The organism is Paraburkholderia piptadeniae, from assembly GCF_900007165.1.
In the GTDB taxonomy this organism is placed as follows: domain Bacteria; phylum Pseudomonadota; class Gammaproteobacteria; order Burkholderiales; family Burkholderiaceae; genus Paraburkholderia; species Paraburkholderia piptadeniae.
Genome location: NZ_CYGY02000071.1, coordinates 22,131 through 39,614, shown reverse-complemented (window position 1 = coordinate 39,614; position 17,484 = coordinate 22,131). Strand labels below are relative to the sequence as shown.

General features: G+C 60.7%; 14 protein-coding genes. 7 read left to right on the top strand and 7 right to left on the bottom strand.

Translation table 11 applies throughout. The features are described 5' to 3' along the window. Nucleotides 1–22: 22 nt before the first annotated feature. From BN2476_RS46745 to BN2476_RS34165, 7 genes are all read right to left on the bottom strand, one after another. Nucleotides 23–163, bottom strand: a complete 141-nt coding sequence (locus BN2476_RS46745; protein WP_160111810.1) for a hypothetical protein — start codon at nt 161–163, stop codon at nt 23–25. Nucleotides 164–286: 123 nt separating this feature from the next. Beyond that, nucleotides 287–1,078, bottom strand: a complete 792-nt coding sequence (locus BN2476_RS34190; RefSeq protein ID WP_087738617.1) for an energy transducer TonB — start codon at nt 1,076–1,078, stop codon at nt 287–289. Between the two features lies 1 nt (nt 1,079). Beyond that, a complete protein-coding gene (locus tag BN2476_RS34185) occupies nt 1,080–1,481 on the bottom strand; it encodes an ExbD/TolR family protein (protein WP_087738616.1) in 402 nt (133 codons plus the stop codon). 1 nt (nt 1,482) lies between these two features. Further along, the gene (locus BN2476_RS34180; protein WP_087738615.1) at nt 1,483–2,181 is read right to left on the bottom strand and encodes a MotA/TolQ/ExbB proton channel family protein; all 699 of its coding nucleotides are present in this window, start codon (nt 2,179–2,181) and stop codon (nt 1,483–1,485) included. Nucleotides 2,182–2,193: 12 nt separating this feature from the next. Then, nucleotides 2,194–4,428, bottom strand: a complete 2,235-nt coding sequence (locus BN2476_RS34175) for a TonB-dependent receptor (RefSeq protein ID WP_235851087.1) — start codon at nt 4,426–4,428, stop codon at nt 2,194–2,196. Between the two features lie 156 nt (nt 4,429–4,584). Continuing rightward, entirely contained in the window at nt 4,585–7,374 is a 2,790-nt protein-coding gene (locus BN2476_RS34170; protein ID WP_235851086.1) for a bifunctional YncE family protein/alkaline phosphatase family protein, read from the bottom strand. A 390-nt stretch (nt 7,375–7,764) separates the two neighbouring features. Further along, on the bottom strand, nt 7,765–8,040 hold the full coding sequence (locus tag BN2476_RS34165) for a hypothetical protein (protein ID WP_087738613.1): 276 nt from the start codon (nt 8,038–8,040) through the stop codon (nt 7,765–7,767). Between the two features lie 1,046 nt (nt 8,041–9,086). Here BN2476_RS34165 and BN2476_RS34160 point away from each other — a divergent pair. The 7 genes from BN2476_RS34160 to BN2476_RS34130 all read left to right on the top strand — a co-directional run bounded on the left by BN2476_RS34160 (nt 9,087) and on the right by BN2476_RS34130 (nt 17,435). Beyond that, nucleotides 9,087–10,376: a quaternary amine ABC transporter ATP-binding protein gene (locus tag BN2476_RS34160; protein WP_087738612.1), complete on the top strand. Its 1,290-nt coding sequence runs from the start codon at nt 9,087–9,089 to the stop codon at nt 10,374–10,376. Next, a complete protein-coding gene (locus tag BN2476_RS34155) occupies nt 10,373–11,254 on the top strand; it encodes an ABC transporter permease (RefSeq protein ID WP_087738611.1) in 882 nt (293 codons plus the stop codon). Before BN2476_RS34160 ends, BN2476_RS34155 begins: the two co-directional genes overlap by 4 nt. Before the next feature lie 71 nt (nt 11,255–11,325). Continuing rightward, nucleotides 11,326–12,207, top strand: a complete 882-nt coding sequence (locus tag BN2476_RS34150) for a glycine betaine ABC transporter substrate-binding protein (protein ID WP_087738610.1) — start codon at nt 11,326–11,328, stop codon at nt 12,205–12,207. 153 nt (nt 12,208–12,360) lie between these two features. Then, entirely contained in the window at nt 12,361–13,656 is a 1,296-nt protein-coding gene (glyA, locus tag BN2476_RS34145) for a serine hydroxymethyltransferase (protein WP_087738609.1), read from the top strand. 43 nt (nt 13,657–13,699) lie between these two features. Continuing rightward, nucleotides 13,700–14,587 carry a dihydrodipicolinate synthase family protein gene (locus BN2476_RS34140; protein WP_087738608.1) on the top strand — a complete coding sequence of 296 codons (888 nt, stop codon included), beginning with the start codon at nt 13,700–13,702 and terminating at the stop codon, nt 14,585–14,587. Nucleotides 14,588–14,592: 5 nt separating this feature from the next. Further along, entirely contained in the window at nt 14,593–15,924 is a 1,332-nt protein-coding gene (locus BN2476_RS34135) for an NAD(P)/FAD-dependent oxidoreductase (RefSeq protein WP_087738607.1), read from the top strand. A gap of 17 nt (nt 15,925–15,941) precedes the next feature. Beyond that, a complete protein-coding gene (locus BN2476_RS34130; RefSeq protein ID WP_087738606.1) occupies nt 15,942–17,435 on the top strand; it encodes an aldehyde dehydrogenase in 1,494 nt (497 codons plus the stop codon). Nucleotides 17,436–17,484 lie beyond the last annotated feature (49 nt).

Sequence of the window (17,484 nt, the reverse complement as noted above, 5' to 3'; positions counted from 1 at the left end):
GCTGTCGGCGTGACACCCGCCGTCACTGCACCAGGTTGTTCAGCTCGATGATCGGCAGCATCACGGCCAGCACGATCACCAGCACCACGCCACCCATCGCCAGGATCAGCAGCGATTCGAGCAGGCCTGTCGGCAGCGCTGTCGCCACGCGACTCAACACCATACTATTTCTACTCGTGGACAGGCTTTCGAAGCCGACAGTGTGATCCGCGTGACCATCATGCACAGTGGACGACCGCTGTAGTGCTATCGGGTCAATGGACTGGCAATGCGCTGCACCCTCGCTTCACCCCTTGCCGTCGAGCGTGAAGTCGACCCATAGCTGTTCGGAGAGGCTCTTGCCTTCGAGCCCATGCGGCGGAGGCGGGCACGCGGCGTCGCGCACGGCCGCGAGCGCGGCATGGTCGAGCCGGCCCATGCCGCTGGATGTCACGACGCGTATGTCGGACACCGCGCCGTCGCGATAGACGAACGCGACGAGCGTGCGCCCCGTCGTCCCTTCCATGCGGGCCGATTCCGGATAGCGCAGCGCCGCCTGGATCGCGGCGCGCAGCGCGCTTTCGAAGCTCGCGTCGGAGCGGGCGGGAGCGGGTGTTGGCGCGGGACGCGATGCAGGCGCGGGTTCGGTCGGCGCGGCGCTTTGTGCGGGCTCGGTGTTCGCTGCAGGAGCAGGAGTCGGCGCGGACGGTGACACAACCGGCTTCGGCTGCGGTTGCGGCTGCGTTCGCGGCCGCGGCGGCACCACGTGCGCGACGCGCGCCTGAGATGCTGTTGGAGCGCGAGGCGGCTGCATGGCGGGCTTCGGCAACGGCTTCGACACTTCGCGCGCGGCGACGGCCGCAGGAGGGACGGGCGCCGGAATGGGCGCGGGCTTCTGCGCAGGGACCGCAGACGGTGCCAACGTGATCGTCATCGGCTCGGGCCGTTTTGGCGCAGCGATCGGCGGACGAATCAGCCACGCGCCGACGCCCGCGAGCAGCAGCGCCTCGACGGCCAGCGCGAGCGCAGCCGACGCATACAGCGGCTTGCGCGTGCCGGAATGCGAGGCACGCTGCGCGACGGTCGGCATCGACGACATGTCAGTCCACCTTTCCCGGTTGCGCGGCGAGCGACACTTGCGTCACGCCGGCTGCGCGGCACGCGTCCATCACGCTCATGAGCTTCTGCAACTGCACGTCCTTCGCGCCCGCAATGGTCACGACCGTATGCGCCGGATCGGGGCGCTTCGCGAGCAGCGCGGTCAGGTCCGCCGTGCCGAGCGTGTGGCCGTCGACCGATACGGTGCCGTCAGTTGTGAGCGTCACCGTCACCTTCGGCGGCGGCAGGCTCTGCGCGCTTGTGCTCGACGGCAACTGCGTGCGCAGGCCCGCGTTCGGAATCATGTGCAGCGTGATCATGATGAAAAACACCAGCATGAAGAACATGATGTCGATCATCGGAATGATTTCGATGCGCGCCTTGCGTGCCTCAAAGTACTTCACGTCATGCTCCCTGCCGCGCGAGCGCGCTGACCACCCCGCGCCGGATTTCGGTTTCTGTTTCCCGCGCGACCTGGGCATCGGCGATATCGCTCGTCAGTCGATTGACGAGCGCGGTCTTCAGCGTATCGAGTTGATGAACGACGACTCGCACGCGGTTGTGCAGGCCGTTGAAGAACACGAGCCCGATCATCGCGACGAAGAGACCCGACGCAGTCGCGATCAGCGCCTCGGCGACGCCGCCCGTCACCTGGGTCGGCGCGTTGCCCGGATTCGACAGCACCTGAAACGCGTCGAACATGCCGACGATCGTCCCGAACAGGCCGAGCAGCGGCGCCAGCGTGACGGCCGTGTCGAGCACCCACAGGAAGCGGTCGATACGCGGAGCTTCGCGCATCACGGCTTCCTCGAGGCTCGCGGCGAGCATGTCGCGATCGGCGCGTCCGGCGAGCCGGCTTGCGGTTGCAATCACGCTGCCTGTTGGCAGTCCGTCGTGACGTTGGGTCCAGGCCGCGAGCGTGCTCGCGTTCAGCGCCTTGTGCTGGTCCAGTTCGGCAAGCGCCGCGTGCGCGTCGCGCGCGACACGATGCAGGAACCAGAGCCGCTCGATGACGACGGTCAGCGAGACGAACAGCAGCACGGCGATCACATACAGCACGCCGCCGGAATGATGGGCGACGCGTAACAGGATGTCCATCGACATGATCGATCCTCCTCAAAAATCCGCATGCAGGGTGACGTAGGCGGCCACCGGCGCGCCGAGATAGGCGCCGACCACGTTGCTGGCGATGTAGTAGCGCTGGTTGGTGACGTTGTCGATGTTCAGATCGACTCCCCAGTGACGCTCCGCGTAACCGAACTGCAGGTTCTCGATCAACGAGGCAGGCGCCCAGTCGTAGCCGTTGGCGAAGCCGTTCGACATCCGGCTCATGTAATTGATGCCCGCACCCGCATGAAAACCCGCCTTGCCGAAGAGGCTGAAGCGGTACGTCGTCCACAGGTTCGCCATATAGGCGGGCACGCCCTGCGGGACCGTGCCGACCGCGCCAGGTGTGTCCGCGCTATCAGTGACACGCGCGTGCTGCGCGGTGAAATTCGCGTACACGTGCCAGTTCGGCGTGAGGTCAGCGTCGAGCGAGGCCTCGGCGCCGCGCGTGCGTTGCGAATCGAACGCGATCTGGTCGTCGCCGAACGGGGTCGCCACGTGGTCCCGCTTCACGTCGAACAGCGCGGTGTTGAGCACGTAGCGCCCGTCGTCGAGCGACCACTTGACGCCTAGCTCGTATTGCAGCGCCGATTCCGGCGGGCCGATGGAGAACGCGTCGTTCTCGGAGTTGAAATTCGCGAGGTAGCTGCGCGATACGCCGAAATACGGCGTCATCCAGGGCGTGACCTTGTACAGCATCCCGGCGTTCCAGCTGGTCGGCGCATCGTTGCGCGTATACGTATTGCCCTGAACCAGCGTGATGCCGTCGTTGGCGGTACGGTTCGGCTCGCCCGGGCGCGGGTTCAGGGTCAGCGACGTACCGAACCAGTCCTTGCGCACGCCCGCGCGAATCTTGAACTTGTCCGTTACGTCCACCTGATCGGTCGCGTAAAGGCTGTAGAAGTTCGCGGTCACATGGTCGTTCTGGCACGAGTGCGATGGCGCGCACTGGAAGTGCAGGCTTGCGATGGAAGTTTCCAGCGGCACCGGCGCGAAGATGTCGGCGATGTCCGGAAGGTCTGCCGTCGTCTTGTCGGTGTTGAGATCCTGGTGCAGGTATTCGAAGCCCGTCAGCAGCGTATGGTGGATGCTGCCCGTCGAGAATTTCCAGACCGGCTCCAGCTGGTAGTCGAGCGTGTTGAGCGAATCGTTCTGATCGCGCAACTGGCGGCCCGTAAATGTGTTGCCCTTGATCTTCGCGTGCGTGCTGTCGCCGTTGCTGTAGAAGTCCAGCGTGTGATGCATGTACGACAGACGATTGTTGATCGTCAGGTAGTCGCTGATGCGCCACTCGTCCGAGAGCGTCGTGCGTACGTAGTTGCCGTGCGCACTCGCGAACGGCGTCGAATATTTGGCGTCGAACGGGACATTGCGGATCGGCGCCCCATTGTGATAGATGATCCCGTACGAGTCGGGCGTTGCCATGTAGTCTTGCGCGTCGAGCGAGAATTCGATCTTGTGGTCGCCGATCTTCCATTGCAAATCGGGACGGATTTCCTTGTTCCATGATGCGAGGTCGCGGTAGCCGTCGGAGCGGCCGGCGGCGGCGTCCACGCGATAGTTCAGTCCGTCGATGCCGGTTGGACCGGTGACGTAGCCACTGGCGTTGACGGTGCCGAACGAGCCGGCCTGGATATCGCCGCCCCAGTGGAACTGCGCCGACGGCGTGTAGTGGATCAGGTTTATCGAGCCGCCCGGAGGGCCGCTGCCTAGCAGCGCCGACCCCGGTCCCTTGAGCACTTCGATGCGCTCGACGCCCAGCAGCGAATGCGTCGGGCCGTTGACCTGGTCGCCGTCCGAGAAGCCATCGTCATAGGTCTGTGCCTGCAGGCCGCGGATCATGAAGTGGTCGGTGAAGCCTTTCGAATCGGTGCCGCCATAGTTCACGCCGGACACGTTGCCTTTGCGGATCGCTTCCTGCAACGACGTGACGCCTTGTTCGTCGAGAATGCCGCGCGGAACGATCTCCACGCTCATCGGCAGGTCGCCGAGCGCGGTGCCCGTCTTGCTGACGCCCGGGACCTGGTACGGGTCGTTGACGTTGTGGTCGGGCGCGCTCGCGGCCGTCGCGGCATTGACGGAGACTTCGCCGAGCGTGCCCGCGGCTTGGGTCTGTTGAGCCGGGGCCTGCTGAGGCTGCCCTTGTTGAGCTTGTTGAGCTTTCGCCGCGTGGGCGAACGACAAAGCGGCAAATAGCGCCGATACGGCAATTGCGGTTCTGGATCGGGGGACGTTTGTCGGCATCACGCTGTGCTGGTTATTGTCGTGTGCGGAGAGAGAGAAAGTCGGCGGGTGGCCGTCCTTTGGGGACCGCCACCCGCCGTGACTGGCTACTGCGGATCGCGCGCATCAGGTAATGGCCTGCCCGATGCGCCCGAACAGAACGATGCGACTACTGGCTCAATCGTCGTCGTCGTCGACAGCGGCGACCGTCTTCGTACCTTCGGCCGCGACCTTCGAGTAGATCGAGTGCGGGACGGGATACGGCTTGTCACCCATCACACCCTTCCACTGCACACGGTTGAACAGCTCCGGCGGAATACGATCTTCCTTGGAGAAGTCGAAGTCCTTCGTCGCGTTCGCCCAGTACGTCGCGTCATGCAGCGGATGAATGTCCTCACCTTGAGCAAACTGGTTGCCGTCGGTGCCGCTCGCCACGTTGCCCACGTTCGTGCCCTTCAGGATCGTCGAAGCAACGGCCGTGTAGGTCCACGAGCCGTCCGACTTCGTGTCGAACAGTTCTGCCATCGGCTTCGCGTACGCCGTGTTCAGGTCCATGTGCTGCGTACCGAGCAGATCTTCCATGGTACGGAGCGCGTTGACCTGGCTGTAGGCGGTGCTGACGACGGCGTGCTTCTTCACGTACGCGCCGACGACGTAAGCCGTCGAGCGGTGCGAGTCGACGTGATCGGAACCGGCTTGCGAGTCATCCTCGACCACCACGATCACCGTGTCCTTCGCGTACGGGCTGTGCGCGACCGTCTCGACCAGCTTGCCGACTGCGAAGTCGTTATCCGCTTCCTGCTGCTCAGCCGAACCCATCTGGCCGACGTTCTGCGCAAAGCTGCCGGTGTGATCCGAGCCCATGCGGACGAACTCGAACGACGGGAGCTGGCCGTTCGCGACGTACTGCTGGAACTCGCGGTTCCATTCGAGTTCGCGGAACGTGTCCGGATAGGCCTGATCGAAGCCGCGGTAGAACTGGTCCGTCAGGTTGACGAGCGACGGCTTGAGCGGGTGAGCCTGGACGTTGTTGGCGCCGGCCGGATTGAGCAACGGGCTGGCGATCGTGCCGATCGAGCCGACGTTGTTGACCATGCCGCCGTAGTTGCGAACCGAACCGCCTGCTTGCAGAACCGCGTCGTAGATGCTCGCCTTCTGATAGCCGAACGGCGCATCCGGCACGGTCACATCGGCGATGCCCGGCAGCGCGTTGGCCGTGCCGCCCGGCAGCGACGACGTCGCGCTGGTGAAGCCACCGTTCACCGCCGCATCGCGCATCGCGGTCGTCGCGAGGCCGACGGGCACGCCGCGGTTGCTGCCTTCGGATTCATACGACATGCCACGGGTGACGCCAGCGTAGTTCTCCTGCTGCGAGACTTCCTCGGTCGGCGTGACGTGCGCGTGCTGCACCCACGACCAGCCGTCCATCGAACCGTCGCCCGGGTCGGTGAAGTTGTCGAGCGTGACGAAGTTGCCAGCGATGTTGTGGAAGTTCGGCGTGGTGGCCTTGCCGTACATCGTCAGCGACGGATCGCCGTTCGAGCCGTTGCCGAGATCGCCGAGGATCTGGTCGAACGTGCGGTTTTCCTTCACGACGTAGATCACGTGCCTGATGTGACTGCGCAGGAAGTTCATCGTTTCGCGATCGCTATCCGACACCTTCACCGAATAGTGATTGTTTTCGTTCACCTGGCTGGTCAGGCGGTCGAGCGAATCACCCGACGGAACCGGAGCGCTGACGAGGCTGCCCTGCTCGAGGCCGAACTGGTACTGGGCCGTCGTGCCGGACTTATAGAGCGGGTTCGGGCCGGTGTTCGACTTGCCGTTGATGATGTACATCTGCGAGCCGTCGGCGCTCAGCGTGATGTCCTTCGGCGCATAAGCGGTCGGGATCAGGCCGTTGACGTGATAGCCGTTGTTGCCGTCGAGCGAGATCACGGCGATCGAGTTGTCGCCGTTGTTGACGGCATACAGCGTCTTGCCGTCCTTCGAAACGGTCACGTTGACCGTATCGCGGCCGCTGTACTTCTTGTTGTTGCCGCTGCCCTGGTCGTTGCCGTCGCCGTTCTGGCTGGCGATGTCGATCGTCTTCTCGACCCTGTGGCTGGCGGTATCGATGACGGCGATCTGGTCGGCGTTCGACACGGCGACGTAGAGCTTCGACTGATCAGGCGAGAAGGCCATGCCGTAGGCGTTGCCTTGCACCGGGATGCGCGAGACGAATTGCGGCGCGGCCGGGTTCGACAGGTTCAGCACCACGACTTCACGGTCACGCACCGACGAGATGAACGCGGTGCCGTCGGCCTTCAGCGAAACCGCCCACGGATATTCGCCACCGGCGGCGCCTTGCTGGCCCGACGTGTTGAACGGACGCAGGTCGTATTCCGACGTGAGCGTGTTCGAGGCCGTATCGATGATGGAGATCGAATCGTTGTAGTTGTTGGCTACGACGAGAGTCCGGCCGTCAGCGGAGACAGCGAGGCCGCCGGCGTTCGGCTTCACGCCCGAGCCGATGCCCTTCGAGTGGTTCAACGCGATGGCCGCGGACTGGGCCCATTGGGCCGAAGGCGCAGCCGAAGCGCGGCTGTACACGTAGACCTTGTCGTCAGCGCCGCCCGTGCCGTAGAGCGTCTGGTTGCCGTTCCACGCGAGGCCGTCGAACGCGTTGGTCTGGTGAATCGCTTGCACCAGCTTCGGGTTCGCCTTGTTCGCGCCCGACACGTCGTAGATGAAGATGTACTGCGTCGAATCGGCCCGGTCCAACGTGCTGTTGTTAGCGCCCGTGTAGACCGTGTTGTAGCCAGCGGTGATCACTGCCAGCGTGTTGCCGTCCGGGCTGAGCTGCGACTTGATGGCGCCGCTGACAATCTGGCTCGGCTTCGCCGAAAGTTGCGGGTTCAACAACTGCTGCACTGCTCCCGGGATTGCTCTCGGGGAGATGAACTGCCCCGTCGGCAGCAGTTCCATGTTGCTTTGAGGTGCTGCACCTGCTTGAAGGGTGGGGAAGAGTATTGAGCCAGTCAGTAATCCTAATGTAACACCAGACTGAATCAGGCTTCGTTTTTTCATTTTCCTATCTCCAGAAGACAATCAGAATTGAAATATTTGCTCCTGTCCTGAACTGAACTGAACTGAACTTGCAAGATCTGTTCTGTTACCCCTGATCTGTAATTGGAGCTGTTCGTGCTGAAGTGTTTGCTTACCTCAGCCAGCGAAATTTATCGTTTGCGCGTGTCAGAGAAATGAATCAAAACGCGTTGCGAAAAAGAATGTGGAATAAGTCGTTGTGTAAGCAATTTGTTATTCAAGGCTTCAGAAATTCGATTGGTAAAGGAACGATGTACAATCGCTAGATGGCTAGTAACGTACGTGTGCTTCACGAGAACAATATGCGTCGCGCGTGGCGATGTTGCGTACTTTTTTCTCGCGATGAAGGTTCAGCGTGATGCCGTACGGCGATTTTTTCCGATCGCGTCGTGCCGCGAACCATGCGGCGATGCGCGGCATCATTGGCAACTGCTGCATTGCGTGCGCGAGAACCAGGCGGTGCTCGTCGGTAGCTGAGCGAGGGCGAGATTCCGGTGCAACGTCTTCGAGCATTGCGTGCGGCGTCTGCGTCTTGATCGAGGGCATTGCAGGCGACAGAAGTCGACCGGAAATGTGACGCTGTCATAAAAAGAGCAGGCTTTCTTTTATGGCCGTCGATGACACGGGCATTGCGCATTAATTAGCCGCAGCATTTAATGTCGATGCGAAGCATCTTCACATTGATTAGATTTTGGGCAAGATCGCAGGATAAGGAAATCGAAATGGCTTTAGCTTCATCACGGTCATTGCTTTCTGTCTGTGGTCGTCAGTTGCGTCGCTCGCTTGTGTTGGAATTTCTGTTTAAGCCAGCGTAAAAGGTGCCGTTGAGGGCGAGATGCTCGAACTGCGAATTTCATCGCAGCTTTCTTGCGTTCGATAGGCCCGTGTATCGCATCGCGCCTCGGCCATCGCAGACAGAATTCGCTACTCGCTCCCAGTTGTGTGCTGCCCGCTCGCGATGTGCGACGTGACGCGCGGCTAATTTCGCCATGGCGCGCTCACTGCCGCAAGCTCGCCGCGCTTCGAGTGGCCGGGCAACGGCATCGTCAGATTGTCTTGGCAATGCAGAGACTCGTCGCATGTGGGCCGCGAGAAGCACTCTCGTAGACCCTACCTAGGACATTCCCTATGCGGCGGCTTCGATTGCGTTAGAGCTGAAGCGGTGAAAGACCTCGCAGTGGTGAGTGCCGTCGTCCGCAAACCCGCAGCCAGACTGGCCGTGCGCGAATTTCATTCCCACCATCTCTTTTCTACAAGCACTACAGAAGCGCCTTGCATTACCAAAGGTATGGAAAAGTGCCCAGAAAATGTAGCTGGATGAGTCAATTTGGCTTGGTACGCTGCAATCCATGCATTAACCACCGACTAGCGCGACGTCTGACGCACGAATGTTCTGCATTTTGTGCGCGGAATAGTGACTTGTTTGACTTAAGTGCTTCGCGACGTTTGCCTCTGTCGATACACCCGCAGCTTCGAGATGAAACTGGCCAGGTGAATCCGGCGAGAGCAGGCGATGCCTTTAGATGCAGGGTTTTGTGAACGCTACAGGTCGCGCGCTTCGATTTCTTGAACCTGCCAGTTGGGATGACAGAATGGCCCCAAACCTGACATTCGCGCCGGAAGGCGTGCTCCATCCGGGCGCAGTCCAAGCGGAAGATGTTTCCCCGGTAGCGAAATCCATCGCGGTCTCCGGGACCGATATTCTCACGGTCCGAAACCTGTCGAAGATCTTCGGGCCGAAGCCCGAGCGTGCCGCTGAGCTCGTAAAGCAAGGTCTCGGAAGGAATGAAATTTTCGAGCAGACGGGCAACATGGTGGCCGTCAATGACGTCAGTCTCAGCGTCAAGGCGGGTGAGATCTTTGTCGTCATGGGCCTCTCGGGTTCCGGCAAGTCGACGCTGGTTCGACTGCTCAATCGCCTGATCGAACCCACTTCCGGTCAGGTCGTTCTCGAAGGGCGCGACATCGCCCCCATGTCCACAACGGAGCTGCGCGAAGTGCGCCGCAAGAAGATGGCGATGGTGTTCCAGTCGTTCGCGCTTCTGCCGAACCGCACGGTGCTCGACAACATCGCGTATGGGCTGGAGGTCGCAGGACTGAAGAAAGCAGAGCGATACGATATCGCGCGCTCCGCGCTGACGCGAGTCGGTCTGGGCTCGTACGAAAAGCTGCTTCCCAGCGAACTGTCTGGCGGCATGCAGCAACGTGTCGGCCTTGCACGCGCACTTGCGGTGAACCCCTCGGTGCTTCTGATGGACGAGGCGTTCTCGGCACTGGACCCGCTGATTCGATTCGAAATGCAGAACGAGCTTTTGCGGCTCCAGAAGGAAGAGCAGCGGACCATCGTCTTCATTTCGCACGACATCGAAGAAGCCATCAAGATTGGCGGCCGGATCGGCATCATGAAAGATGGCTGCCTGATTCAGGTCGGCACACCTGCCGAACTGATCCAGTCGCCGGCGGACTCGTACGTACGGGACTTCTTCCGCAATGTCGACGTTTCGCGGTTCCTCAAAGCTTCGAGTCTCATGACGCGGGTCGACCGTGGGCTGATTTCGTGCGACATCGGCACGTCTGCTGAACGCTACCTCAATCAGCTTATCGATAGCGGCGTCGAGTGCGGCTATGTCTGCGATGACTCAGGCCGGTATCAAGGCTGTGTAACACCCGCATCGCTGCACAAGGCGGGCACACACCCCGTCCGGGACGCGCTGCTCCATGATGTGAATGCCGTTTCGCTGGATGCGGATTTGCATGAGCTGGCTGCCATCGCATTGAGCCAGGAACACGACGTTCCCGTCACTGATACGACGGGACAACTCGCAGGCGTAGTGTCCTGCAGGACGATACTCAAGCAGGTTATGGAACGGAGAGCAGCATGAATTCGTCAGTCATCGGCAAGTTTGCAGAAGATGCAGTCAATTTTCTCTTTCAGCATTTTCGCGGCGGCTTCGACGCTTTCTCCGCCGTACTGGGTGCGGTAGTCAAGCTGCTGGAGGATGGGCTGGCTTCCATTCCATTCATTGCCATGCTCGTTATCCTCATGGCGTTTGCCTTGTGGCGACGCGGTGTCGTGTTCTCGGCCTTCGTCGGCGTTGCTCTTATGGCCATTCACTACATGGGCCTCTGGGCTCAAACCGTCTCCACACTGGCGCTCGTGATCGCGGCGACGTTCTTCAGCCTGGTCATCGGCGTGCCGCTTGGCATCTGGGGCGCGCGGAACAAACGGGTCGAGGTGGTCCTGCGCTCGCTGCTCGATTTCATGCAGACGATGCCGGCATTCGTCTATCTGATTCCAGCCGTCATCCTGTTCGGGCTGGGCCGTGTTCCGGCCGTGATTGCGACCATCGTGTTCGCGATGCCACCCGTCGTGCGCCTCACGACGCTCGGCATCAAGCAAGTGCGCGAGGAGTTGCTGGAAGCAGGCCGCTCGTTCGGCAGCACCGATTCGCAGCTTCTCTGGAAGATCCAGTTGCCGAACGCGCTGCCGTCGATCATGGCAGGCGTGAATCAGACCATCATGATGGCGCTTTCGATGGTCGTGGTGGCGTCGATGATCGGTGCGGGTGGTCTCGGCGAATATGTGTTGAGCGGCATTCAGCGCCTCGACATCGGGATTGGTTTCGAGGGCGGCCTCGGTGTTGTGTTGCTCGCCATCGTGCTTGACCGGCTGACGGAGAGTTTCGGGGTGAAGGCAAAGAAAGCCAAACCCGGCGCACGCACGGCAAAGGCTGGCCCACGTGCCGCAGCACGAACCTGAATGACCAATTTGTAGGGCTTCACAACGGCCGTCAATTTTTAACTAATCCGATAATCAAGTAGGAGTGCTATATGAAACGCAATCTATTCAAATCGCTGGTTGCGAACCTGGCTGTGTCGACGGTCGTTGCCATGGGTGTCGGCGGTGGCTCTGCTGTCGCCGCCGAACCGATCAAGATGGCAGTCACAAACTGGGCGGACGTTCTGGCCGTAGCCAATGTGGCCAAGTACGTTCTCGAGAACAATCTCAAGCAGCCGGTTCAGTTTGTGCAAGCCGATATCGGCATCCAGTACCAGGGCGTGGCTCGCGGTGATCTGGACATCATGGTGGGCGGGTGGCTGCCTGTGACTCACGCAGCGTATTACGCGCGATACAAGAACGACATGGATGACGTCGGCGTGATCTATACGGGCGGCAAGAACGGTTGGGCAGTGCCGGCATACATACCCGAGTCGCAGGTCGCGACGATTTCCGACCTCGAAAAGCCGGACGTCAAGAGCAAGCTGAACGGCACCATCCAGGGTATCGAGCCCGGCGGCGGTCTGATGCAGGCATCCGAAAAGACAATCAAGGCGTATGACCTGAACGGCTACAACCTGCAATCGTCAAGCGAAGCCGGCATGCTCGCAGGCGTTTCGCGCGCCTATCAGTCGAAGCAATGGATTGTCGCCACGGTCTGGAGCCCTCACTGGCTCTTCCAGAAGTGGCAGATGCGCTACCTCAAGGACCCGAAGGGAACGCTGGGCGGCGAGGAGCAGGTTCACGCCTTCGCATCGAAACAGTTCGCGACCAAGTTTCCTCGCGCAGACGTCTTCTTCAAGCATTTCAAGCTGACGCTCGCTGACGTCGAGTCCATCGAGTACGAGGGCAACTCCACGAACGACTACGCGACAGCAGCGAAGAAATTCGTCGAGGCGCACCCGGACAAGGTGAAGGCCTGGTTGCAGCAGTAAGCCGAGGACGGACTCGCCGTGACTGGATGCAGCGCATCCTGTTCACGGCGAGTCGAGTCTTGTCGTTACCTGACGGGTAATCGCGAACGCTGCATCGCGTCAACAGATGGTCTTGCAACACATGCTTCAAACGATTTAATCCGGAGTGACCACGTGAACGAGAACTCACGCTTTTTTGCCGAAACCCTCCAGAGCCGTGACCCCGTTATCGCATCAGAGATTGCGTTGGAGTTGCGCCGGCAGCAAACGCAGATCGAATTGATTGCGTCCGAAAACATCGTCTCGGCAGCAGTGATGGAAGCGCAGGGCACTGTGCTGACCAACAAGTACGCCGAGGGATATCCGTCGAAGCGGTACTACGGCGGGTGTGAACACGTGGACAGGGTCGAAGCGCTCGCCATCGATCGCGTCAAGGCCCTGTTCGAAGCTGAATACGCCAACGTGCAGCCTCATTCGGGCGCGCAGGCGAACGGCGCTGTGATGCTCGCGCTCGTGAAGCCGGGCGACACGGTGATGGGCATGTCCCTCGATGCGGGCGGCCACCTGACGCATGGCGCTCGTCCTGCGCTTTCCGGCAAGTGGTTCAACGCTGTTCAGTACGGTGTGAGTCCCGACACTTACCGCATCGACTATGAGCAGGTCCGTCGGCTCGCGGAGGAGCATCGCCCGAAGCTCATCATCGCGGGTTACTCAGCGTATCCGCGTGCTTTGGATTTCGCGGCTTTCCGTGACATTGCCGATAGCGTAGGCGCGCTGTTGATGGTCGACATGGCGCACATCGCTGGCATTGTCGCGGCGGGCAGACACGAGAACCCTGTTCCATACGCCGACGTGGTGACGTCCACCACCCATAAGACGCTTCGCGGACCGAGAGGCGGATTCATCCTCACCAATAACGGCGACATTGCCAAGAAGATCAACTCGGCCGTGTTCCCGGGGTTGCAGGGCGGTCCGCTGATGCACGTCATCGCGGGCAAGGCGGTGGCATTTGGCGAAGCGCTTCGTCCGGAGTTCACCGCGTATATCGACCGCGTGCTGCGTAACGCGCAGGCGCTCGGCGACGTCCTGAAATCGGGCGGTCTCAGTCTGGTGACGGGAGGGACGGATAACCATTTGCTGCTGGTTGATTTGCGTTCGAAGCGGCTAACGGGTACGCAGGCTGAAAAGGCGCTGGAGCGTGCGGGCATCACCTGTAATAAAAACGGCATTCCATTCGACACGGAAAACCCGACCGTCACTTCGGGAATCCGGCTCGGCACACCTGCGGGCACGACGCGCGGCTTCGGAACCGAGCAGTTCGAGCAGGTTGGACAGATGATTCTCGAAGTTTTGTCGGCACTCGAACGAGAGCCCGCCGGCGACGAACGGGTCGAGCGCGCGGTGCGTAGCCGTGTGCGTGACCTCTGCAACCAGTTCCCGATTTATTCACATGCGGATGCCCTTGTTTAATTGACGAGGGCATGTAGCGATCTTTATTGAAGAGAGAACGACGATGAGCTTCGAGGGAGTACATACGCCTCTGGTTACGCCATTCAACGCGGATGGCGAGATTAACCACGATTTGCTGGGCAAGCACGCAGCCAATCTCGCGACTCGAGTCGCGGGCCTTGGAATCGGCGGGACCACGGGCGAATACTATGCGCTCAGTTTCGACGAGCGTGTCCGCACGTTCAACACCGTAGCGGAAGCGGCAGGCGGCAAGACGTATCTCACTGCCGGCATCAATGCGACGACGACGAGCGAAGTCATTCGCCTTGGGCAAGAGGCGAAGCGTGCCGGGCTGCCTGCGTTGTTGCTTGCTGCTCCGTACTACGCGCAGCCCACGCAGGAAGAACTGCTGAGCCACATGCTGAAAGTGGACGACAGTCTCGACATGCCCATCATGCTGTACAACTTTCCGGCCCGCACGGGGACGGAAATCAGCGATACGGTGCTGGAAAAACTGCTCGAGCGGCCGAACTTCGTCGCAATGAAAGAGAGTACGGGCGACATCTCGCATCTGCATCATCTTGCGACGCACTTCCGCGACAGGCTGGTGCTGAGCTGCGGAATGGACGACCAGGCGCTCGAGTTCTTCGTGTGGGGCGCGAAGAGTTGGGTCGGCGGTGCTTCCAACTTCTTGCCGGAAGCGCACACCGCGCTCTTCGACGCATGCGTGAAGCGCAATGACTTCGAAACCGGCCGCAAGCTGATGGCGCAACTGCTGCCCGTTCTCGAACTGCTAGAGCGCAGTGGAAAATTCATTCAATACGTTCGATACGGATGTGAACTAGCGGGTATGCCCGTCGGTGTCGCCCGGGCGCCGCTCGGCACGCTCACTGAAGAAGAGCGCAGCGTGTTTGCCACGCTGGTTCAACCTATGTTGCGCAACGCGCAGTAACTTTCATGACCTCGAATCTGGAATTCGTGCGTTTTCCCGCGCCGGATGGCGTGAACGGCTGGTGGGAAAGTCTGCCCCCGCCACGCCCCGCCGATACTGTGTCGTCGGAACGGCGATTTGACTGGGTCGTTGTCGGCGGTGGCATTACGGGGCTATGCACTGCCCGACGCCTGGCTGAACTTGCACCCGATGCCTCGATCGCGCTGGTCGAGGCGGACCGTATAGGGCGCACGACAGCCGGGCGGAATTCCGGATTTTTTGTCGATTTGCCGCACGACATCAGTAGTGAAAGCTACTCGCGAAGTGTGGAAGCGGACAAGGCGGATATCCGTCTGCAACGCCACGGCATCGACTATGTACGTTCAGTGGTGAAGCAATACGGCATCGACTGCGACTGGCGGGATGACGGCAAGTTTCATGCTTCGGTGAACAAGAAGGGCCACGCGGCACTGGCTCACTTCGCCGAAGGACTCGCTCGTATCGACGAAGACTTTGAATGGCTCGACGAAGCCGCGATCGCGAAAGTCACCGGCACGCGGTTCTATGAGGGCGCGCTTTTCACGCCAGGATGCAGCACGGTCCAGCCGGCAGCTCTCATGCGTGGTCTTGCTGCGACGCTGCCGGGAAACGTGAAGGTCTTCGAGATGAGCGCAGTGAAGGCAATCGAGGACCAGGGGGCAAACAAGGTCTTGACCCTTGCCGCCGGGAAGATCGTGGCGAAGCGGGTGATTCGCTGCACGAATGCGTATGCGGCTACTTTCGGCGGACATCCGAACGGCCTGTTGCCCGTGTACACGTTTGCATCGATGACCCGAGTGATGACGCCAGACGAAGTGCGCCGGCTGGGCGGCACGCGGTCATGGGCATTGATTCCGGCCGACCCGATGGGCTCGACGATACGGCGTCTGAGTACTGACCGCATCTGCGTTCGCAATCACTTCGCGTTTCGCCCCAGCCTCGAAGTGTCGCAAGGTGATTTGGCGAAGGCGAAGAGCCTGCATCAACGCTCGTTTGACCGGCGCTTCCCGATGCTGAAAGACGTCGAGCTCGAGTACACCTGGGGCGGCCCTCTGTGCCTCTCAGTCAACAACGGTGCACTTTTTGGGCGCCGTAGCGATGGTGTTTTCGAAGCCGTCGGATGCAATGGTCTGGGTCTGAGCAGAGGTTCCGCGTCGGGAAAGCTCATCGCCGAGTACGCGCTCGGTCACGACAACGATCTCGTTCGTCAGCTTTTGAATCAGCCGCATCCACGCTCGCTGCCGGTTCGTCCCATTGCCGACGTCGCTGTCACTGCGGCGATCTGGGTGAAGGAATTTTCGGCGGGAGCCGAGCTTTAAATCTGTGAGGACAGGACATGACGACCTATCAGGAATGGAAACAGAAAGCAGAAGCCTTGTCGCTCGACGGACGAGCGTTCATCGCCGGGCAACGATGTCCAGCCGCGTCGAACGAGACGTTCCAGACCCTGAATCCGTCAACGGGAAAGGTACTGGCCGATATCGCAAAGTGCGATACGAAAGACGTCGACCGGGCAGTCGTGGAAGCGAGAGAAGCGTTCGAGTCCGGTGTATGGTCAAAGGCAGCACCGGCTCAGCGAAAAGCGGTGCTGTCGCGTCTTGCACAATTGATCGAAGAAAACGCTGAAGAACTGGCGCTTCTCGAAGCGCTCGAGGCGGGCAAGCCCATTAGCGAGTGCATGGGACTGGACATTCCGGAATCGGCCGCATGTATCCGCTGGCACGCGGAAGTCACCGACAAGCGTTACGACGCGTTGTCGCCATCGGGCGCGAGCGTCGTGAGCATGATTACCCGCGAACCGATCGGTGTCGTGGGTGCAGTGCTGCCGTGGAATTTTCCGGCGCTTATGCTTGCCTGGAAAATCGGTCCGGCGCTTTCTGTCGGGAATAGCGTCATCGTGAAACCCGCCGAGCAGACGTCGCTTTCCACGCTGCGTATCGCCGACCTCGCAGCGGAAGCTGGCGTGCCCGCAGGCGTGTTCAGCGTCGTGACAGGCTTTGGCGAGAGCGCGGGTCAGGCATTGGGCCGCCATGCCGACGTGGACCTCGTCGCGTTTACTGGCTCCACAGAAACGGGAAAGCGATTCCTTCGCTATTCCGCGGACACGAACCTGAAGCGGGTCGTGCTGGAATGCGGCGGCAAGAATCCACAAGTCGTGCTGCCCGACGTCGCGAATCTCGACGCTGTCGCGGAGCAGGCGGTCGCCGCAGCATTCTGGAACATGGGCGAGAACTGCAGCGCTGGCTCTCGCATTCTGGTTCATTCGACCTCGAAGGCGCAGCTGCTCGAAAAGGTCCTGACAGTTCTCGAAGGATGGAAGACGGGCGATCCGCTCGACCCTGACGTCAAGCTCGGCTCTCTGATTGAAGAGAAGCACTATGAAAAGGTGCTCGCTCACATCGAGAAAGCAAAGTCGGAAGGCGCACGACTAGTGTGCGGCGGCAAGGCAACGCGCGCTGAAACGGGTGGGTGGTTTGTCGAGCCGACCATCTTCGATAACGTCACGCCGGAGATGAGCATCGCTCGCGAAGAAGTCTTTGGTCCGGTTGTCTGCTTTATCGAATACGCCGACGTCGACGAAGCGGTCCGCATTGCCAACGATACCTGCTACGGACTGGCTGCATCGCTGTGGACCGACAACGTCAATAACGCGCACAAGATTGCTGCCCGTATTCGCGCGGGTACTGTAACGGTGAACTGCTTCGGCGAAGGCGACCTTTCGACGCCGTTTGGCGGCTTCAAGCAATCGGGCTTCGGTGGCCGTGACAAGTCTGTTTATGCGCACGACCAGTATTGTGAACTGAAGACCACCTGGCTGAAGCTCGACTAGGTTCTAACCTAATATTGAAAGCAATTGACAGCCCGTGCTGCCAGGCCGG